Annotated in this window: 14 protein-coding genes and 2 tRNA genes; 13 read left to right on the forward strand and 3 right to left on the reverse strand. The window is 64.2% G+C overall.

The annotated features are described in order from the left end of the window. Window positions 1-238 precede the first annotated feature (238 nt). The 8 genes from M3I56_RS17890 to oxlT all read left to right on the forward strand — a co-directional run bounded on the left by M3I56_RS17890 (window position 239) and on the right by oxlT (window position 9,846). The gene (locus tag M3I56_RS17890; RefSeq protein ID WP_254355124.1) at window positions 239-958 is read left to right on the forward strand and encodes a GntR family transcriptional regulator; all 720 of its coding nucleotides are present in this window, start codon (window positions 239-241) and stop codon (window positions 956-958) included. A gap of 343 nt (window positions 959-1,301) precedes the next feature. After that, window positions 1,302-3,050, forward strand: a complete 1,749-nt coding sequence (oxc, locus tag M3I56_RS17895; RefSeq protein WP_254355125.1) for an oxalyl-CoA decarboxylase — start codon at window positions 1,302-1,304, stop codon at window positions 3,048-3,050. Window positions 3,051-3,086: 36 nt separating this feature from the next. Continuing rightward, the gene (gene frc / locus M3I56_RS17900; RefSeq protein WP_028204843.1) at window positions 3,087-4,337 is read left to right on the forward strand and encodes a formyl-CoA transferase; all 1,251 of its coding nucleotides are present in this window, start codon (window positions 3,087-3,089) and stop codon (window positions 4,335-4,337) included. Between the two features lie 171 nt (window positions 4,338-4,508). Continuing rightward, complete coding sequence (locus M3I56_RS17905; protein ID WP_254355126.1) at window positions 4,509-4,943, forward strand: PAS domain-containing protein; 435 nt, start codon at window positions 4,509-4,511, stop codon at window positions 4,941-4,943. 18 nt (window positions 4,944-4,961) lie between these two features. After that, complete coding sequence (locus M3I56_RS17910; protein ID WP_254355127.1) at window positions 4,962-5,219, forward strand: hypothetical protein; 258 nt, start codon at window positions 4,962-4,964, stop codon at window positions 5,217-5,219. Between the two features lie 201 nt (window positions 5,220-5,420). Next, the gene (locus tag M3I56_RS17915) at window positions 5,421-6,986 is read left to right on the forward strand and encodes a Re/Si-specific NAD(P)(+) transhydrogenase subunit alpha (RefSeq protein ID WP_254355128.1); all 1,566 of its coding nucleotides are present in this window, start codon (window positions 5,421-5,423) and stop codon (window positions 6,984-6,986) included. 9 nt (window positions 6,987-6,995) lie between these two features. After that, the gene (locus M3I56_RS17920) at window positions 6,996-8,390 is read left to right on the forward strand and encodes an NAD(P)(+) transhydrogenase (Re/Si-specific) subunit beta (protein ID WP_254355129.1); all 1,395 of its coding nucleotides are present in this window, start codon (window positions 6,996-6,998) and stop codon (window positions 8,388-8,390) included. A 115-nt stretch (window positions 8,391-8,505) separates the two neighbouring features. Beyond that, window positions 8,506-9,846, forward strand: coding sequence for an oxalate/formate MFS antiporter (oxlT, locus tag M3I56_RS17925; protein ID WP_302056885.1), 1,341 nt, complete (start codon window positions 8,506-8,508; stop codon window positions 9,844-9,846). Between the two features lie 28 nt (window positions 9,847-9,874). Here oxlT and M3I56_RS17930 read toward each other — a convergent pair whose 3' ends face one another. The 3 genes from M3I56_RS17930 to M3I56_RS17940 form a co-directional block, all read right to left on the reverse strand. Then, complete coding sequence (locus tag M3I56_RS17930) at window positions 9,875-10,180, reverse strand: hypothetical protein (protein ID WP_254355131.1); 306 nt, start codon at window positions 10,178-10,180, stop codon at window positions 9,875-9,877. A gap of 255 nt (window positions 10,181-10,435) precedes the next feature. After that, window positions 10,436-10,522: transfer RNA gene (locus M3I56_RS17935), tRNA-Leu, on the reverse strand. 176 nt (window positions 10,523-10,698) lie between these two features. Next, window positions 10,699-10,785, reverse strand: a tRNA-Leu gene (locus M3I56_RS17940). A gap of 394 nt (window positions 10,786-11,179) precedes the next feature. Here M3I56_RS17940 and rnr point away from each other — a divergent pair. The 5 genes from rnr to M3I56_RS17965 all read left to right on the forward strand — a co-directional run bounded on the left by rnr (window position 11,180) and on the right by M3I56_RS17965 (window position 17,509). Beyond that, a complete protein-coding gene (gene rnr, locus M3I56_RS17945) occupies window positions 11,180-13,642 on the forward strand; it encodes a ribonuclease R (protein ID WP_254355132.1) in 2,463 nt (820 codons plus the stop codon). A gap of 217 nt (window positions 13,643-13,859) precedes the next feature. Then, on the forward strand, window positions 13,860-14,603 hold the full coding sequence (rlmB, locus tag M3I56_RS17950) for a 23S rRNA (guanosine(2251)-2'-O)-methyltransferase RlmB (protein ID WP_028204851.1): 744 nt from the start codon (window positions 13,860-13,862) through the stop codon (window positions 14,601-14,603). Window positions 14,604-14,726: 123 nt separating this feature from the next. Further along, complete coding sequence (gene rpiA, locus M3I56_RS17955; protein WP_254355133.1) at window positions 14,727-15,422, forward strand: ribose-5-phosphate isomerase RpiA; 696 nt, start codon at window positions 14,727-14,729, stop codon at window positions 15,420-15,422. Between the two features lie 809 nt (window positions 15,423-16,231). Beyond that, on the forward strand, window positions 16,232-16,825 hold the full coding sequence (locus M3I56_RS17960) for a hypothetical protein (protein WP_254355134.1): 594 nt from the start codon (window positions 16,232-16,234) through the stop codon (window positions 16,823-16,825). A 72-nt stretch (window positions 16,826-16,897) separates the two neighbouring features. Next, a complete protein-coding gene (locus M3I56_RS17965) occupies window positions 16,898-17,509 on the forward strand; it encodes a hypothetical protein (protein WP_254355135.1) in 612 nt (203 codons plus the stop codon). Window positions 17,510-17,562: the final 53 nt, after the last annotated feature.

The following is a 17,562-nucleotide window of genomic DNA, read 5'->3' on the forward strand; positions in this document are numbered from 1 at the left end:
CAAGTCGAGTGGCGTGAAGCAAGAGTAGAAGCGCCAATGAATAAACGATAGTTAAAGTTTTTTTCGAAAAATATAAGTGAAGCTGTATGGATTGCGGGTAAGCCCGCGAATCAAGCGCGATACGCGCCCGGTCCGCGTAAACCCCGCTTAGCCATGAGCGTGTCGCTGATATATTGTATTGGAAATATGAAATTCCCCGCTAGCGCCGGCTAAACAGAACGTTGGAGACAAACGACCGATGTCCGCCGAAAGAGAACTCGTCACCGGGATGCCCCCGGTCACCCTGACGCTGGAGCCGATCAACGCAACCGCTTCGCTGCGCGATCAGGCTTACGCGAAGCTCAAGCAGGCCATTGCCGAAACCGACATCTACCGCTCGCGAGACGAGATCCGGCTAGACGAGAAGGAATTGACCGAGAAGCTCGGCGTGAGCCGAACGCCGGTTCGCGAGGCGATGACGCTGCTGGAACAAGAGGGCTTCCTGCGCACGGTGCCGCGACGCGGTGTTTACATCCTGCGCAAGACGCGCAAGGAGATCGTGGAGATGATCTATATGTGGGCTGCGCTAGAAAGCATTGCCGCGCGTCTCGCCACGCAGCGCGCTTCGGACGACGACATCGCAAGTCTGCGGCGCATGTTCGCGACCTTCGGCGATTCGACGCCCTCGGACCATATAGAGGAATACTCGGAAGCGAACATCATGTTTCACCAGTCACTGGTGGAGCTTTCGAAGTCGCCCATCATCGTCGACACCATCAAGAACATCTTCATGCATGTGCGCGCGATCCGGCGCATGACGATCGCGCAAAGCGATCGCGCGTCGCGCTCGATCGTCGAGCACATGCGCATTATCGAGGCGCTCGAGGCGCGCGACACCGAGCGCGTCGAGCAGCTCGTGCGGCAGCACTCGATCGAACTCGCGCTGTTCGTGGAAGCCAACTGCGATTTTCTGGACTGAAACGTAGGGCGCGCCGCGTCGAGCCGCCGGTTTATATCGGCTCGACGCATGAGTCAGCGGTATCGATACGCAGATCGTCTGAATGAGCGTCGCGATACTGAAAGAAAGATATGGAGTCCGTAACAAGGTCGTCAGGATGTTTGGGCCGATTGAACGTGCTTGCCCATGGTGTGCCGCATCAGAGCTTGTCGCTGTGCGAGCGATCGCACGAGAGGGCAACGGTGCAGCGCGGCGCGACGCAGTGCAGCAAACGCGGCATGGGTAAAAAAACGTCTTGACTAATATTGTGTGTGGAATATTGTATATCACGAGTCACACAACGCCCCGCCAAAGAGGAGACGTCATGGCAGAAGCAGGCATCAACGAGGTACAGCAGAACCCTGTGCCCGAAGCGCAGCAAACGACTGATGGTTTTCATCTCGTCATTGACGCGCTGAAACTCAACGATATCGACACGATCTTCGGTCTCGTCGGTATTCCGATCACCGATCTCGCCCGTCTCGCTCAGGCCGAGGGCATGCGCTTCATCGGCTTCCGGCATGAGCAGAACGCCGGCAACGCCGCGGCCGTGGCGGGCTACATGACGAAGAAGCCGGGCATCTGCCTGACGGTCTCCGCGCCGGGTTTCCTGAACGGCCTCACGGCACTGGCCAACGCGACCACGAACTGCTTCCCGATGATCCTCATCAGCGGTTCGAGCGAACGCGAGATCGTCGACCTGCAGCAGGGCGACTATGAAGAGATGGACCAGCTCAACGCGGCGAAGCCTTATGCCAAGGCGGCGTATCGCGTGCTGCACGCCGAGGACATCGGCGTCGGCGTGGCGCGCGCGATTCGCGCGGCCGTTTCGGGCCGTCCCGGTGGCGTGTATCTCGACCTGCCGGCCAAGCTGCTTGCCCAGACCATCGACGCGGTGAAGGGCCAGCAGTCGCTCATCAAGGTCGTCGACGCGGCGCCGCGCCAGATTCCCGCACCGGATGCGGTGCAGCGCGCTATCGATGTGCTCAGGAATGCGAAGCGTCCACTGATCCTGCTCGGCAAGGGCGCCGCCTACGCCCAGGCCGACGCGCAGATCCGCGAACTGGTCGAGAAGAGCGGCATTCCGTATCTGCCGATGTCGATGGCCAAGGGTCTCTTGCCCGACACGCACGAGCAGTCGGCGTCGGCTGCGCGCTCGTTCGTGCTGGCCGAGTCAGACGCTGTGGTGCTGATCGGCGCGCGCCTGAACTGGCTGCTCTCGCATGGCAAGGGCAAGACGTGGGGCGCGGGCGCCGGACCGAAGCAGTTCGTGCAGATCGACATTGCGCCGACCGAAATCGACAGCAACGTCGCCATCGAAGCGCCGGTGATCGGCGACATCGGTTCATGCGTGGAAGCGCTCGTTGCCGGCCTCGGCAATGACTTCCCGAAGCCGCCGGCAGAGTGGCTCGATGCCGTGGCCGAACGCAAGAACAAGAACCTGGAAAAGATGGCCGCGACGCTCGCGAAGAACCCGTCGCCGATGAATTTCCACAGCGCGCTGCGCGCCATCCGCGACGTGCTCAAGACGCGTCCCGACATCAACGTGGTCAACGAAGGCGCGAACACGCTCGACTACGCGCGCAGCATCATCGACATGTACCAGCCGCGCAAGCGCTTCGACTCGGGCACGTGGGGGATCATGGGCATCGGCATGGGCTTCGCGGTCGGCGCAGCCGTGACGAGCGGCACCCAGGTCGTGGCGATCGAGGGTGACAGCGCGTTCGGCTTCTCGGGCATGGAGCTGGAGACCATCTGCCGCTACAACCTGCCGGTCTGCACCATCGTGTTCAACAACAATGGCGTGTATCGCGGCACGGACGTCAACCCGAGCGGCGGCTGCGACGTCGCGCCGACGGTGTTCGTGAAGAACGCTCGCTACGACAAGATGATCGAGGCCTTCGGCGGCATCGGCCATCAGGCGACCACGCCCGAAGAACTCACGAGCGCGCTGCTCGAAGCGATCGCGTCGGGCAAGCCCACGTTGATCAACGCAGTCATCGACGAATCGGCCGGGACCGAAAGCGGCCGCCTCACGAATCTGAATCCGCAAAGCGCGGCCATGAAGAAATAAGACCCCATAGATCAGGTAGATCAGGAGATACGAGAAATGAGCAAACCCCTCGACGGTATCAAGATCATCGACTTCACGCACGTACAGGCCGGTCCCGCCTGCACGCAGATGCTCGCGTGGTTCGGTGCGGACGTGATCAAGGTGGAGCGCCCGGGCGCCGGCGACGTGACGCGCTCGCAGTTGCGCGACATTCCCGAAGTCGATGCGCTGTACTTCACCATGCTCAACAGCAACAAGCGCTCGCTCACGCTCGACACGAAGAAGCCCGAAGGCAAGGAAGTGCTGGAAAAGCTGATTCGCGAATCGGACGTGATGGTCGAAAACTTCGGCCCCGGCGCGCTGGATCGCATGGGCTTCACGTGGGAGCGCATCAAGGAACTCAACCCGAAGATGATCGTCGCTTCGGTGAAGGGGTTCAGCGAAGGCCACCACTACGACGACCTCAAGGTCTATGAGAACGTCGCACAGTGCGCGGGCGGCGCGGCCTCGACCACGGGCTTCTGGGACGGTCCGCCCACGGTGAGCGCTGCTGCGCTCGGCGACAGCAACACGGGCATGCACCTCGCCATCGGTATTCTCACGGCGCTGATCGGCCGCGACAAGACCGGCAAGGGGCAGAAGGTGGCCGTGTCGATGCAGGACAGCGTGGTCAACCTGTGCCGCGTGAAGCTGCGCGACCAGCAGCGGCTGGACCGCCAGGGTTTCCTCGAGGAATACCCGCAGTATCCGCACGGCACGTTCAGCGACGTCGTGCCGCGCGGCGGCAACGCGGGCGGCGGCGGCCAGCCGGGCTGGGTGCTCAAATGCAAGGGCTGGGAGACGGACCCGAACGCGTACATCTACTTCACGGTGCAGGGCCACGCGTGGGAGCCGATCTGCCACGCTCTGGGCAAACCCGAATGGATCAACGACCCGAACTACGCTACCGCGCAGGCGCGTCAGCCGCATATCTTCGACATCTTCGCGACGATCGAAGCGTGGCTCGCCGACAAGACCAAGTTCGAAGCGGTCGACATCCTGCGCAAGTTCGACATTCCGTGCGCACCGGTGCTCAGCATGAAGGAAATTGCTAATGACCCGTCGCTGCGCGCTAGCGGTACTATCGTCGAAGTGCCGCACAAGGAGCGCGGCTCGTATCTCACGGTGGGCAGCCCGATCAAGTTCTCGGAGCTGAAGCCGGAGATCACGGGCTCGCCGCTGCTCGGCGAGCACACCGACCAGGTGCTGGCCGACCTCGGCTACACGGCGCAGCAGATCGCGGCGCTGCACGAGGTGCGCGCGGTTTGAGTTCCGCCTCGAGTTCCATCAGCTGAACGCAGCACGCAGAAAGCGGGCGCGGCCAACGCTGCGCCCGCGCAGCATCGCAATACCAGACTGGCAGGCAGGACGCCGCGCGGCATGTGCAATGCGGGCCGCGCGACGACGATAAACGATCACTCACCCCACATAGTCATCGCCATGCAATCCGCCATCGATTTCGAGCAGCTCGCAAACGCCATCGGGGACGCCATCGTCATCTCGGACGCAGCCGGCGACATCACGTTCTGGAATCCGGCGGCCACGCGCATGTTCGGCTATACGCCGGAAGAAGCGCTCGGCAAGACGCTCGACCTGATCATTCCCGAGCGGCTGCGCGGCCGTCACTGGGAGGGCTATCACAAGACGATGGCGACCGGCCAGACGCGCTATGGCAACGACGTGCTGCGCGTGCCGGCCGTGGACAAGGCGGGCAAGGCGCTTTCCATTGCCTTTACCGTGGCGCTTCTGCGCTCGCCGCAGGGCGAACTCGACGGCATCGTCGCCGTGATCCGCGACGAAACGGTGCGCTTCCAGGAGGAGCGCGCGCTCAAGAAACGCATCACCGAACTCGAAGCACAGGCCCAGCAATCCTGAAACCTCGGGAGCTCTTCGATGCATACCGAAAGACTCGGACATTTCGAGGTCGAACTCTCGGCCCGGCAAATGATTCACAACGGCGGCTGGGCCGCGTTCGCTGCGATCCACGCGGTCGAGCCTGCTGCCGACACACTGGCGGCCGCCGTATTGCCCCGTCAATGGGTGGTCGACGAAACCGTATTCGAAAGCGAGGCGGCCGCCATTGCCGGTGCGCGCGAGGCGGCGCTCGCTTTTCTCAAGAGCGGCAATTCGCCGCGCCTGGGCGTGTCATAGGGCAAAGCCCTCATCGAGCCGCGGCATATAAAGCATTCCAACATGGGGCCGGAGTAAGGCGCTGAAGCGCCAACGCCGCCGACACAGGAGACGTTTCATGAAGTCGTGGCTACGCTTTCGGCGCGCCAGATGCACTGGCGCGCCGCCGATTCCGTTTGTTCCAGCCGCAGCGCGCTCTGATGTGGAGTTCGGAGGCGCATCATGGCGTTGACGATCGCGGTCCCCCGAGAGACATACGAAGGCGAACGACGCGTCGCGGCGACGCCGGAAAGTGTGGCACAACTAATTAAACTCGGTTACGCCGTCGAAGTGGAAACGACGGCGGGCGCGAATGCTTCCTATCCGGACGACGCCTACCGCGCGGCCGGCGCGCGCGTCGTGGACGACGCGCAAGCGCTCCTGAGCGGCGCGGATATCGTCGTCAAGGTGCGTCCGCCTTCGAGCCAGGAAGTGCAGCGCCTGAAACCCGGCGCGACGCTGATCGGGTTCATCTGGCCTGCGCAAAACGCTGCGCTGCTCGAACAACTCGCCGCGCGTGAGGTAACGGTGCTCGCGATGGACTGCGTGCCGCGCATCTCGCGCGCGCAGAAGCTCGACGCGCTGAGTTCGATGGCGAACATGGCCGGCTATCGCGCGGTCGTCGAGGCGGCCCAGCATTTCGGGCGCGTTTTCACGGGGCAGATCACGGCGGCCGGCAAGATGCCGCCCGCCAAGGTGCTCGTGATCGGCGCGGGCGTGGCGGGGCTCGCGGCGATCGGCGCCGCACGCGGTCTTGGCGCCATCGTGCGCGCGTTCGATACGCGCCCTGAAGTCGGCCAGCAGGTCGAAAGCATGGGCGCGGAGTTCCTGAGCATCGACATCGAGGAGGAGGGCGGCGGCGCGGGCGGGTACGCCAAACAGATGAGCGCGAAGTTCATCGAAGCGGAGATGGCGCTTTTCGAGGCCCAGGCGCGCGAGGTCGACATCATCATCACGACGGCGTTGATTCCCGGCAAACCGGCGCCGCGCCTCATCGACGCGAAGACGGCGGCGTGCATGCGCGCGGGCAGCGTGATCGTCGACATGGCGGCCGAGCAGGGCGGCAACTGCGAACTCACTCGCCCGGGTGAAGTCGTGAATGCGAACGGCGTGACCGTGATCGGTTACACGGATCTGCCAAGCCGCATGGCGAACCAGTCGAGCCAGCTCTACGCGACCAACATCCGCCATCTGCTGACCGATCTCACGCCTGCGAAAGACGGCGCGTTGAAGCTCGACATGGACGACGTCGTGCAGCGCGGCACCACCGTCATGCAGCACGGCCGGGTGTGCTGGCCGCCGCCGGTGCAGGTCTCGGCAGCGCCGCAAACGGCTGCGCAGGCGAAGCCCGTTGCCGTCGCTAATGGCGACGCGAAAGAAGCCACCGCGCAGTCCGTGCGCCGCAACGGCGTCTGGTCGCTGGCGGCGCTCGTCATTGCCGCATTGCTGCTGCTTGCGCTCGGCGCCGTCGCGCCGCCCGCATTCGTCGCGCACTTTACGGTGTTCGTGCTGGCCGTGTTCGTCGGCTATCAGGTGGTCTGGAACGTCACGCCCTCGTTGCATACGCCGCTCATGAGCGTGACGAATGCGATCAGCGGGATCATCGTGATCGGCGCGTTGCTGCATCCGGGCAACGCCAGCACGATCGTGACCGTGCTGGCGGGCATTGCGCTCGTCGTCGCGACCATCAACATCGCGGGCGGCTTTCTCGTCACCCAGCGCATGCTGAAGATGTTCCAACGGACCTGAGGAGACGTCATGCTCAACGGAATCGGCAACATGGCGTGGCTCGGCGCGGCGACGCTCTTCATCCTCAGCCTGCGCGGGCTGAGTCATCCCGCAAGTGCGCGGCGCGGCAACCTGTATGGCGTGACCGGCATGGTGATCGCCGTGCTCGCCACGCTGCTCGTCACCGGCGGTGCGGGCCTGCAAATCGCGCTCATCGCCGCGCTGGTGGGGGGCGGGCTCGGCGCGATGCTCGCGCGCCGCGTGGAGATGACGCAGATGCCGCAGCTCGTCGCGGTGCTGCACAGCTTCGTCGGTCTGGCGGCCACGCTCATCGCCTTTGCCAACTTTCTCTCGCCGCAGACCCCGATGAGTGGCGTCGAGCGAGCGATTCACGACACCGAGATCTATGTCGGCGCTTTCATCGGCACGGTCACGTTCAGCGGTTCGATCGTCGCGTTCCTGAAGCTGCAGGGCACGGTGAGCGGCAAGCCGCTCGTGCTGCCCGCGCGACATCTGCTCAACGCGGTCGTGCTGGGCGCGTGCATCGCACTCGGCTATCGCTTCGTCAGTGCTCCTGATGGTGGCGACGCACTCTACGCGCTCATCGTGATGTGCGTGCTGGCGGCGGCGCTCGGCGTGCACCTCGTGATGGCGATCGGTGGCGCGGACATGCCCGTGGTGGTCTCGATGCTCAACAGCTACTCGGGCTGGGCAGCGGCGGCAACGGGCTTCATGCTCGACAACGATCTGCTCGTCACGACAGGGGCGCTGGTTGGGTCGAGCGGCGCGATTCTCAGCTACATCATGTGCCGCGCGATGAATCGCAGTTTCGTTTCGGTGATCCTGGGCGGCTTCGGTACGGTGAGTTCCACGGCAAGCGAGGCACAGCAAGGGGAAGTCGTGGCGACCAGCGTTGACGAAGTGGGCTCGCTGCTGCGCGACGCGCAGGAGGTCGTGATCGTGCCGGGCTATGGCATGGCCGTCGCGCAGGCACAAGGCACCGTCAGCGAGATCACGCGGCGGCTGCGCGCGTTGGGCATTCGCGTGCGTTTCGGCATCCACCCCGTTGCGGGGCGCTTGCCTGGCCACATGAACGTGCTGCTCGCGGAAGCGAAGGTGCCCTACGACATCGTGCTCGAGATGGACGAAATCAACGAGGACTTCACGAGCACCGACGTCGTGCTCGTGATCGGCGCGAACGATATCGTCAATCCGGGTGCGCAGGAGGATGCGGGCAGCCCGATCGCCGGCATGCCGGTGCTCGAGGTGTGGAAGGCGCGCACCGTGGTGGTCTCCAAGCGCAGCATGGCGACGGGCTATGCGGGCGTGGACAATCCGCTCTTCTATAAGGACAACACACGAATGCTGTTTGGCGACGCGAAGGGCAGCGTCGACGCGCTGCTGCGGCAACTCGAAGCGGCTTGACGTTCGAGGCAAGGCGCGGCAGAACTCACCTCTGCCGCGCTGGCGGTAACGCGGGAAATGGCGCACGTACCGGCGTCGAGGCGATGCGAGACAAGCCCGCGCGCAATCACAACGGATGGAGACAGACAACGTGGCATATACCGATCGTATCGATGGCGGCTACACGGCCCGGCGGCACAACCGCTGGGTGCAGCTCGTCGCCGGCATTCTCTGCATGGGGCTCGTGGCGAACCTGCAGTACGCGTGGACGCTCTTCGTCGTGCCGATGGACGCACGGCATCACTGGGGGCAGGCTGCGATCCAGCTCGCCTTCACCATTTTCATCGTGACGGAGACCTGGCTCGTTCCCGTGGAGGGCTGGCTGGTCGACCGCTTCGGCCCGCGCCCCGTGGTCATGGGCGGAGCGTGCTGCGTGGCGCTTGGCTGGGTGCTCGACGCGTGGGCGCCCGCACTGCCGGTGCTCTACGTCGCGGCAGTGATTTCGGGCATCGGCGCGGGGTGCGTGTATGGCACGTGCGTCGGCACCGCGCTCAAATGGTTTCCCGACCGGCGCGGTCTCGCCGCCGGCATGACGGCGGCCGGCTTCGGCGCGGGCGCGGCGCTCACGGTCATCCCGATCTCGAACATGATCCAGCAATCGGGCTATGAGCGCGCGTTCGTGTTCTTCGGACTCCTGCAGGGTGCCTGCATCATGGCGCTCGCGCTGGTGATGGTGCGGCCGAAGCCTCCCGCACACGTGGCGGGCATGAAGCGCATCGTGGCGACGAAGACCGACTATACGACGAAGCAAATGGTCCGCGCGCCCGTCTTCTGGGTGATGTACGCGATGTTCGTCTGCGTGGCGGCGGGCGGCATCATCGCGACGGCGCAGATCGGCCCGATCGCGAAGAGCTACGGTTTCGCCTCGATGCCGGTCACGCTCGTAGCGGCGACGCTGCCGCTGCTCACCATGACGCTCTCGATCAACAATCTCTGCAACGGCTTCACGCGGCCGTTGTGCGGGCTCATTTCGGATCGCATCGGCCGCGAGAATACGATGTTCATCACGTTTCTCGGCGAGGGACTCGCGCTGCTGGGCTTGCGCGCATTCGGCCACGACCCGTATCTCTTCATGCTGTTCTCGGGGCTCGTGTTCCTGTTCTACGGCGATATCTTTTCGAACTTTCCGGCAACCTGCGCCGATACGTTCGGCGCGAAATACGCGGCCGGCAACGCGGGCACGCTCTATACCGCGAAGGGGACCGCGGCGATGCTCGTGCCTGTCGCGACGCTGCTGGCGCTCCACGGTGGCTGGAACATGGTGTTCGACATGGTCGCCTGCGTGGCGATGATGGCTGGCGTGAGCGCAAAGGTGATCTTGCAGCCCATGCGCCGGCGCTGGATCTTTCAGTCGGGTGAGGAGGCGAGAATCGCCGATTCGGCGTTCGTACCGTCGCCGCTGGGGTCGCATGAGTGAGCGCGTTTTTGATAGGCGCCCCCAAGCGCTACGGGCGGGCAGTGCGGTCGTGATCGCGGCTAGCGGATGCGGGACGCAATGCCCGCATCATCCGCGCGGCGCCCTGTATTCTTGCGCGCACGCGTGAGCGCCGTACGCGCCGCGTATCGATGCGGGCCTGCTCGCGACGCAGGTCCGCTTCGGCGGCGCGCTCGTTTTCCAGCCCGAGATGAGCATAACGGCCCTCGCTGGCGCTCTTCTCGAGCCAGCGCTCGGGCAGCCGGGTTGCGAGCAGCCAGGTCGCGGCGGCGCCAAAGCTGACGGCGACGATCGCTGCGACGACAACGAATTCCATTCGGCCTTCCTCAATCGACTTGTCTTGGGTTTGCACGCACGCGCCGTGCCGTGTGGCAATGTATACCATGAAACATAACGAGGGCGTGGCCGCATCGTTCGCTGCGATAACCGTGCGATTCCAGCATCGGCGTGTGTGGAAGATGAGTGGAGGCGGGGAGCGACAAGCGGATACCGGCCGCAAAACAAAAAAGCCCGCAGATTTGCGGGCTTTTTCGATGAATCCTGTGTGCTGCTAGTTCTGCTTGATGAGACGTGGTGCCCAAGAGAGGACTCGAACCTCCACAGTGTTGCCACCGCCAGGACCTGAACCTGGTGCGTCTACCAATTCCGCCACCTGGGCACGTCTTCAAGCTAGAACGAAATTTTGACGCGATTTCGCGCGCCTGTCAATAGTTTCTTTCAAAAAATCTTCATCCCGGGAACGCGGTTGCTGCGTTTTACGCGATAGCAGGGCAGTTGTACTCGTTGCCACTGCCGGAAATGAAAAAGGCCGGCATGAAGCCGGCCTTTCGAATCTGGTGCCCAAGAGAGGACTCGAACCTCCACAGTGTTGCCACCGCCAGGACCTGAACCTGGTGCGTCTACCAATTCCGCCACCTGGGCAAGGTGTCGTTTGCTGCTCAACGTGTTGTGCAGCAAAGAGCGAGATTATAGCGGGCACAGAATGACTGTCAAGCGTTTTGTGGAGGGCGATAAAGCGCGGCTGCCGAAGCGTTGCAGACCGCGTCGAGCGGCCGTCTCGTCGCGCTGCGAGGCCGCTCCCGCGGCTCGTAGGGTGCGATGCGGGTGTTAGAATGCCTCGCAGAAGTTCCGCCGGCAAAAGTCCGTGATTCAGGTGCTGCGTGCAGCGTGGCGCACGCAGCGCGAGCGGCCAGGCAATCCACGGTACGGGCCGGCAGATTGCAGCACTCGAAGACCGGGCGCCGCCCGCATGTATCGCACATCAGGCCGCGCGAAATCCGACGTCCACGCAACGAGAACAACCATCGATAAGCCCTTGAGCAAATATCCGTATCCGATTCCCAGCCGCGAAGAGATTCTCGGCGTGCTGCGGACCAGCGACTCGCCGTGCACCGCGAACGATATCGCCGAGGCGCTCGCTATCAAGCGCCAGGAGCGTGAAGGGTTCTTCCGGCGGCTCGCCGCCATGGAGCGCGACGGGCAGATCCGGCTCGACCCGCGCGGCCACTACCAGCTTGCCCATCCTTCGAATTTCGTCGCGGGACGCGTGCAGGGGCATCGCGACGGCTACGGCTTCCTCGTGCGCGACGACGGGCAGGACGATCTGTTCCTGCCGCAAGGCGAAATGCAGAAGGTCATGCACAACGACCGCGTGCTCGCGCGCATCGTCGGCTACGACCGGCGCGGGCGGCCGGAAGGGCATATCGTCGAAGTCACCGACCGTGCGAACCGCAGTGTCATCGGGCGCCTGCTCAACGAGAACGGCGCGCTGATCGTCGCGCCGGAAGACAAGCGCATCGGCCACGATATCCTCGTCACGCAGAATCCCAAGAAGGCCAAGGTCGGCCAGGTCGTGGTCGTCGAACTCACCGATTTCCCCAGCCGCCATTCGCAGCCGCTCGGCCGCGTGATGGAAGTGCTCGGCGACATCGACGATCCGGGCATGGAGATCGAGATCGCCGTGCGCAAGTACGGCGTGCCGCACGAGTTCAGCAAGCCCGCGCTCGATGAAGCCGCGAAGCTGCCCGACGCCGTGCGTCCCACCGACATTCGTTATCGCGTGGACTTGCGCGACGTGCCGCTCGTCACCATCGACGGCGAAGATGCGCGTGACTTCGACGACGCCGTGTATTGCGAGCCGATGCAGGTCGGCCGCGGCGAGGGCTTCCGTCTGATCGTCGCCATCGCCGACGTCTCGCATTACGTGCTGCCGGGCGGCGGTCTCGATGTGGACGCGATCGAGCGCAGCACCTCGGTGTACTTCCCCCGCCGCGTGATTCCGATGTTGCCCGAGAAGCTCTCGAACGGGCTCTGTTCGCTCAATCCGCATGTCGACCGCTGTGTGCTCGTTTGCGATATGGTGATCACTGCGCGCGGCGAGATCAAGGGGTACCAGTTCTATCCGGGCGTCATGCACTCGGCGGCGCGGCTCACCTATACCGAAGTCGCCGCGGTCCTCACTAACACCAAGGGCCCCGAGGCGACGCGCCGCGCGGCACTGTTGCCGCAACTGCAGAATCTCTATGGCGTGTACAAGTCGCTCTTCGCCGCGCGCCAGAAGCGCGGTGCGATCGATTTCGACACGACCGAGACGTATATCGTCTGCAATGCGCAAGGCAAGATCGAGCAGATCGTGCCGCGCCAGCGCAACGACGCGCACAAGCTGATCGAAGAGTGCATGCTCGCGGCCAACGTGTGCGCGGCGGACTTCATGAAGCGCCACAAGCACCCGGGCCTGTACCGCGTGCACGCGGGGCCGACCGCTGAAAAGCTCGAAAACCTGCGCACCTTCCTGCGCGGCATGGGCCTTTCGCTCGGCGGCGGCGACACGCCGCACGCGAGCGACTACGCCGCGCTGATGGCGCACATCCGCGACCGGCCCGATGCGCAGATGCTGCAGACCATGCTGCTGCGCTCGATGCAGCAGGCCGTGTACAGCCCGGACAATATCGGCCACTTCGGGCTTGCCTACGAGGCTTACGCGCACTTCACGAGCCCGATTCGCCGCTATCCCGACCTGCTTACGCACCGCGCGATCTACGCGATTCTGCAAGGCAAGAAGTACCAGCCGCAGGCGCCCGAGGGCGTCGAGCTCAATACCGCGCTCTCGCCGCGCGCTCGCGCCATGCAGGCCGAGGACGAGGAAAAGCGTGGCAAGCGCGCCCGGGGCGCCAACACGGCGATCTGGGAAGAACTGGGCCTGCACTGCTCGGCGAACGAGCGTCGCGCCGACGAAGCCTCGCGCGACGTCGAGGCCTGGCTCAAGTGCTACTTCATGCGCGACAAGCTCGGCGAAGAGTACGGCGGGATGGTGAGCGGCGTGACGTCGTTCGGCATTTTCGTGCAGCTCGACGCGCTCTTCATCGAAGGTCTCGTGCACGTGACGGAACTGGGCTCGGATTACTTCCAGTACGACGAGATCAAGAACGAACTGCGTGGCGAGCGCACTGGCATTCGCTATCGCCTGTCGGACCGCGTACGCGTGCAGGTGAGCCGCGTGGATCTCGACGCGCGCAAGATCGACTTCCGCCTCGTGCGCGATACGCCCGTGAAGTCGGGCGGCAACCGGCCGATGCCGGTCGACAAGAGTGGCATGGACGGTGGCCCGCGTGTGCGCGCGCTGCCGGGCGGCGACATGACGCGCCAGAAGAAGGCCGCGCCGGCGCCGAGCGTCGCGGTGAAGGAGGCGCGCGCGGCGCGCGGCGCCGCCAAGACCGCGAAGAAGCGCTCCGCCGTGAAGCCGACGCCCAAGAAGCAGGCGCCGCGCAAGAAACGCTGAGCGCCATGCATGCGGAGCGCCAAACGCGCTCCGCAGCCGTTTCCTATCCGGGCCGCGCCACTGTGCGCGTGCCCGGTTTTTTCACTTGCGTGCCGCGTCGGGTTTTGCCACATGGGCGCGGCTTGCATACGCCGGACCGCACGACGCGGCCGGCGACCATCGTTGTTGGCGGCGCTGTGTCTGCGCCGCAAAACGTTCATCAGGGGTTGTCTCAGTCATGTCACGTCTCAAGGTTCTTTACGGGTTTCATGCGGTGATCGCACGCTTGCGGCACGACGCGTCCACGGTCGAGGATGTCTACTACGATCCGACGCGCCGCGACCGCCGCATGCAGGACTTCCTGCACACCGCGAAGGAAGCCGGCGCGCGCGTGATCGCAGCCGACGAAACGCGCCTCTGGGGTCTCGCGCACACGGAGCGCCACCAAGGCGTGGTGGCCCGCGTGCACGATCTGGCGCTCGCGCAGAATCTCGCGGAGCTGCTCGACGGCATCCAGGGCTCGCCGCTCCTGCTCGTGCTCGACGGCGTGACCGATCCGCACAACCTCGGCGCGTGCCTGCGCGTGGCCGACGCGGCCGGCGCGCACGCCGTGATCGCCCCGCGCGACCGCGCCGTGGGTCTGAACGCGACGGCCGCAAAGGTGGCGAGCGGCGCGGCGGACACCGTTCCCTACATCACCGTGACGAATCTCGCGCGTGCGCTGCGCGAACTCAAGGACGCGGGCGTGTGGGTGGTGGGTACCGCCGGCGACGCGAGCGCGAGCCTCTACCAGACGAAGCTTGACGGCCCCGTGGCGCTCGTGCTGGGCGCCGAAGGCGAGGGCATGCGCCGCCTCACGCGCGAAACCTGCGACGAAGTCATGCAGATTCCGATGGCAGGCACGGTCGAGAGTCTCAATGTTTCCGTGGCTTCGGGCGTTTGCCTGTTCGAAGCGGTGCGCCAGCGCTCGGCTGCGCGCTGATCTCCCAGCGATCGCCCGCCGGATAGCGTGTCGCGCGATCCTGCGAGATGCGGGCAGCCCGTGCCCGCATCTCCGGTAAACTATGCGGATTCCGCGTTTTTCTCCTCCTCGGGCTGTACTCCCATGACTCAAGACGAACTCAAGCAACTGGTCGGCCAGGCCGCCGCCGACTATGTCAACGCGAACGTGCCGGAAGGCGCCGTGATCGGCGTCGGCACGGGCTCCACCGCGAACTGCTTCATCGACGCGCTGGCGGCGAGCAAGGGCCGCTACCGCGGCGCCGTGTCGAGCTCGGTCGCGACCACCGCGCGCCTCGAAGCGCACGGCTTCAAGATCTTCGATCTCAACGAGATCGAATCGCTGCCCGTGTACGTGGACGGCGCCGATGAAATCGACGGCGCCGGCGCCATGATCAAGGGCGGCGGCGGCGCGCTCACGCGCGAGAAGATCGTCGCTTCGGTGTCGGACGTGTTTGTCTGCATCGCCGATGCGAGCAAGCGCGTCGACGTGCTCGGCCAGTTCCCGCTGCCCATCGAAGTCGTGCCGATGGCGCGCACGGCCATTGGCCGCCGCGTGACGGCGCTCGGCGGCGTGCCGGTGCTGCGCGTGCAAAAGGACGGCTCGCCCTTTATCACCGACAACGGCAACGAGATCCTCGACGTCAAGGGTCTGCGCATCAGCGACCCGCACACGCTCGAGGCGCATGTCAATGCATGGCCGGGCGTGGTGACGGTGGGTCTGTTCGCCGCCCGCGGCGCGGACTTCTGCCTGCTCGGCGGCGAAACCGGCGTCGAACGCATCGAATACCGCAAGGCCTGAGCGGCCTCGCGCGAGCGGCACGTGCAACAGGCTTCTGCCTGATTTTGCCTGTGCGCTGCCGCTCTTTATTCCGGCAGGCCTGCGTGGCCTGCCGAACCGAACGTCGCGATTAATCATTAAAAGAACGCGATTCGATATCTGGTTGTCTGCGCATCTATCCGAAACTTCAATTCGCCTTTCGATTATTTTTGAAAGGAAATCTCCGAATTCAAGGTCTTCGCAATTCGCTACGTTGAGAACCGCACACAAAAATGCGAATGGCGTAGCAATAGTCTGACTGTCTGAGATATAAATTCACCGTCCGGCGACGTTATGCAAACGGTTCGCTAAAAGAGACGTCGAAACGACCGGGCAGGGGAAGGGCGGCGCGCAAAAATGCGCAGCGGCTCGAGGGTTTCTGTCAGGCAGTGCGTGAGAGTTCGTGGCGTACGCCGCGCGGTACACGGGGAAATAATGACAACAGCGGGTGTCGGACGATTTGTATCGGACTACTATTCAACGGGGTCCGCCAAACGTACAGGGTTTTACGGGGCATTCCTTTCTGTTCTCCGGATTTTCAATTCTGCATGACCGCCTGATTTACGCGAATGCGTAAAGCTTAAGGGTGCTCTGCGCGCGAGTTTTAATCTGGTCACTCCGTTAAACGATCTTCCCGATATCGGGTTGGTCCGCGGGGATATTCGCGCATTTTAAATGCAGTGATTTTATCGGCATTGCAATCGAAGTCGTGTTAAATGCGCCCGCGCTATCAGGGGGAGTGCGCGCGCATTCATCCAACGTTCCCCTGTTTTATCAGGAAGACCACAATCATGAAGAAGATTCAGGCCATTTCGCTCGCCGCCATGCTCTCTTTCGGTTCGGCTGCCGCATTCGCAGGCGGCGCCGGCGGCATGGGCGCGCCGTCGTCCTCCACCACGTCGGCGGTGGGCGCAGCGGGCGTCGGCTTTGGCGCTACGGCACTCACGTCGAACTCGACCTCGTCGGTCAACGGCAGCTTCACGTCGGCGCTGACGGTGCCGGGCCATATCGACGCCACCGTGTCGCAAGGCAACCAGTCGTTCTCGAACGCGAGCCTCACGTTCGGTTCGAGCTACACGACGCAAAACGGCAACTCGCAGACCTACGGCCAGACGGCTAACGGCTACGTCGGCCAGACCGGCACGACGACCACGAACCAGAATTCGTCGACGCTCGGCTTCACGAGCGCCACGCAGTCGGGTTCGCAGAACTTCAACTCGTCGGTGATCAACACGTCGTTCGACGGTTCGAGCGGCAGCTACGGTGGCTCGGGCTTCACGTCGAACGCAACCGCGAACGGCACCGGCACCGCCAATGCGAACGGCGGCGTCGGCATCGTCGCAGCGGGCGGTTCGGGTTCGCTCACGGGCGGCATGCACTGGTAATCCGAACGGGTCAGCCGTTCACTAGCGCGTCGGAAAGGGGGCGTTGCCCCCTTTCCGTTCACGGAGAGAAGAATGAGCAAGCTGAAACAAAAAATTGCCGTTGCCGGGGTGTTGCTGTTTGCAGGCGCTGCGTGGGCGCAAACCACGCCGACGATGACATCGGGGACCACGTCCGCGTCGAGCCAGACGAGCACCGTCTCCAATACCGTCGTATTGCCGAGCGGCGGTACGTCGGACGTCACGTATCACGGCGGCTACGATGTGCGCACGACGCCCACGGTCTACGCGCCGGCCTTGACGGCTTCGGTGACCGAGACCTGCTGGGGCAGCATTTCCGCCGCAGTGTCGGTGGTGGGCGTGGGCGCGACGGCCGCGGGCACCATCAAGGATATGGACTGCAACAAGCGCCTGAATGCGGCCGTGGCCTGGCGCATGGACCGCAAGGACATTGCGTTCAACATCATGTGTCAGGAAGACGACTTCCGCGAGGCTGCCGCGCTGACCGATCATCCATGCGGCGACAAGCGCAAGGTCGCGAACAACGATGGCGCGCCCGTGCAATTGCGCAATGCCGAGACGACCCCGGATCCGAAGCTTCAGGACCCGACCGACCCGTTCGTGCGCGAACGCGAGCACTTGCCCGCGTTGCCGCTTGCACAGGCGCTCGTGCCTTCGGCCCATTGAGTCCCGCAAGGCTGGAGAGAAGAGGGCGCGCGCTCCTGTTCTCTCCAACTGGC

Origin of the sequence: Paraburkholderia sp. CNPSo 3281 (genome assembly GCF_024206515.1) — a bacterium.
Taxonomy (GTDB): domain Bacteria; phylum Pseudomonadota; class Gammaproteobacteria; order Burkholderiales; family Burkholderiaceae; genus Paraburkholderia; species Paraburkholderia nodosa.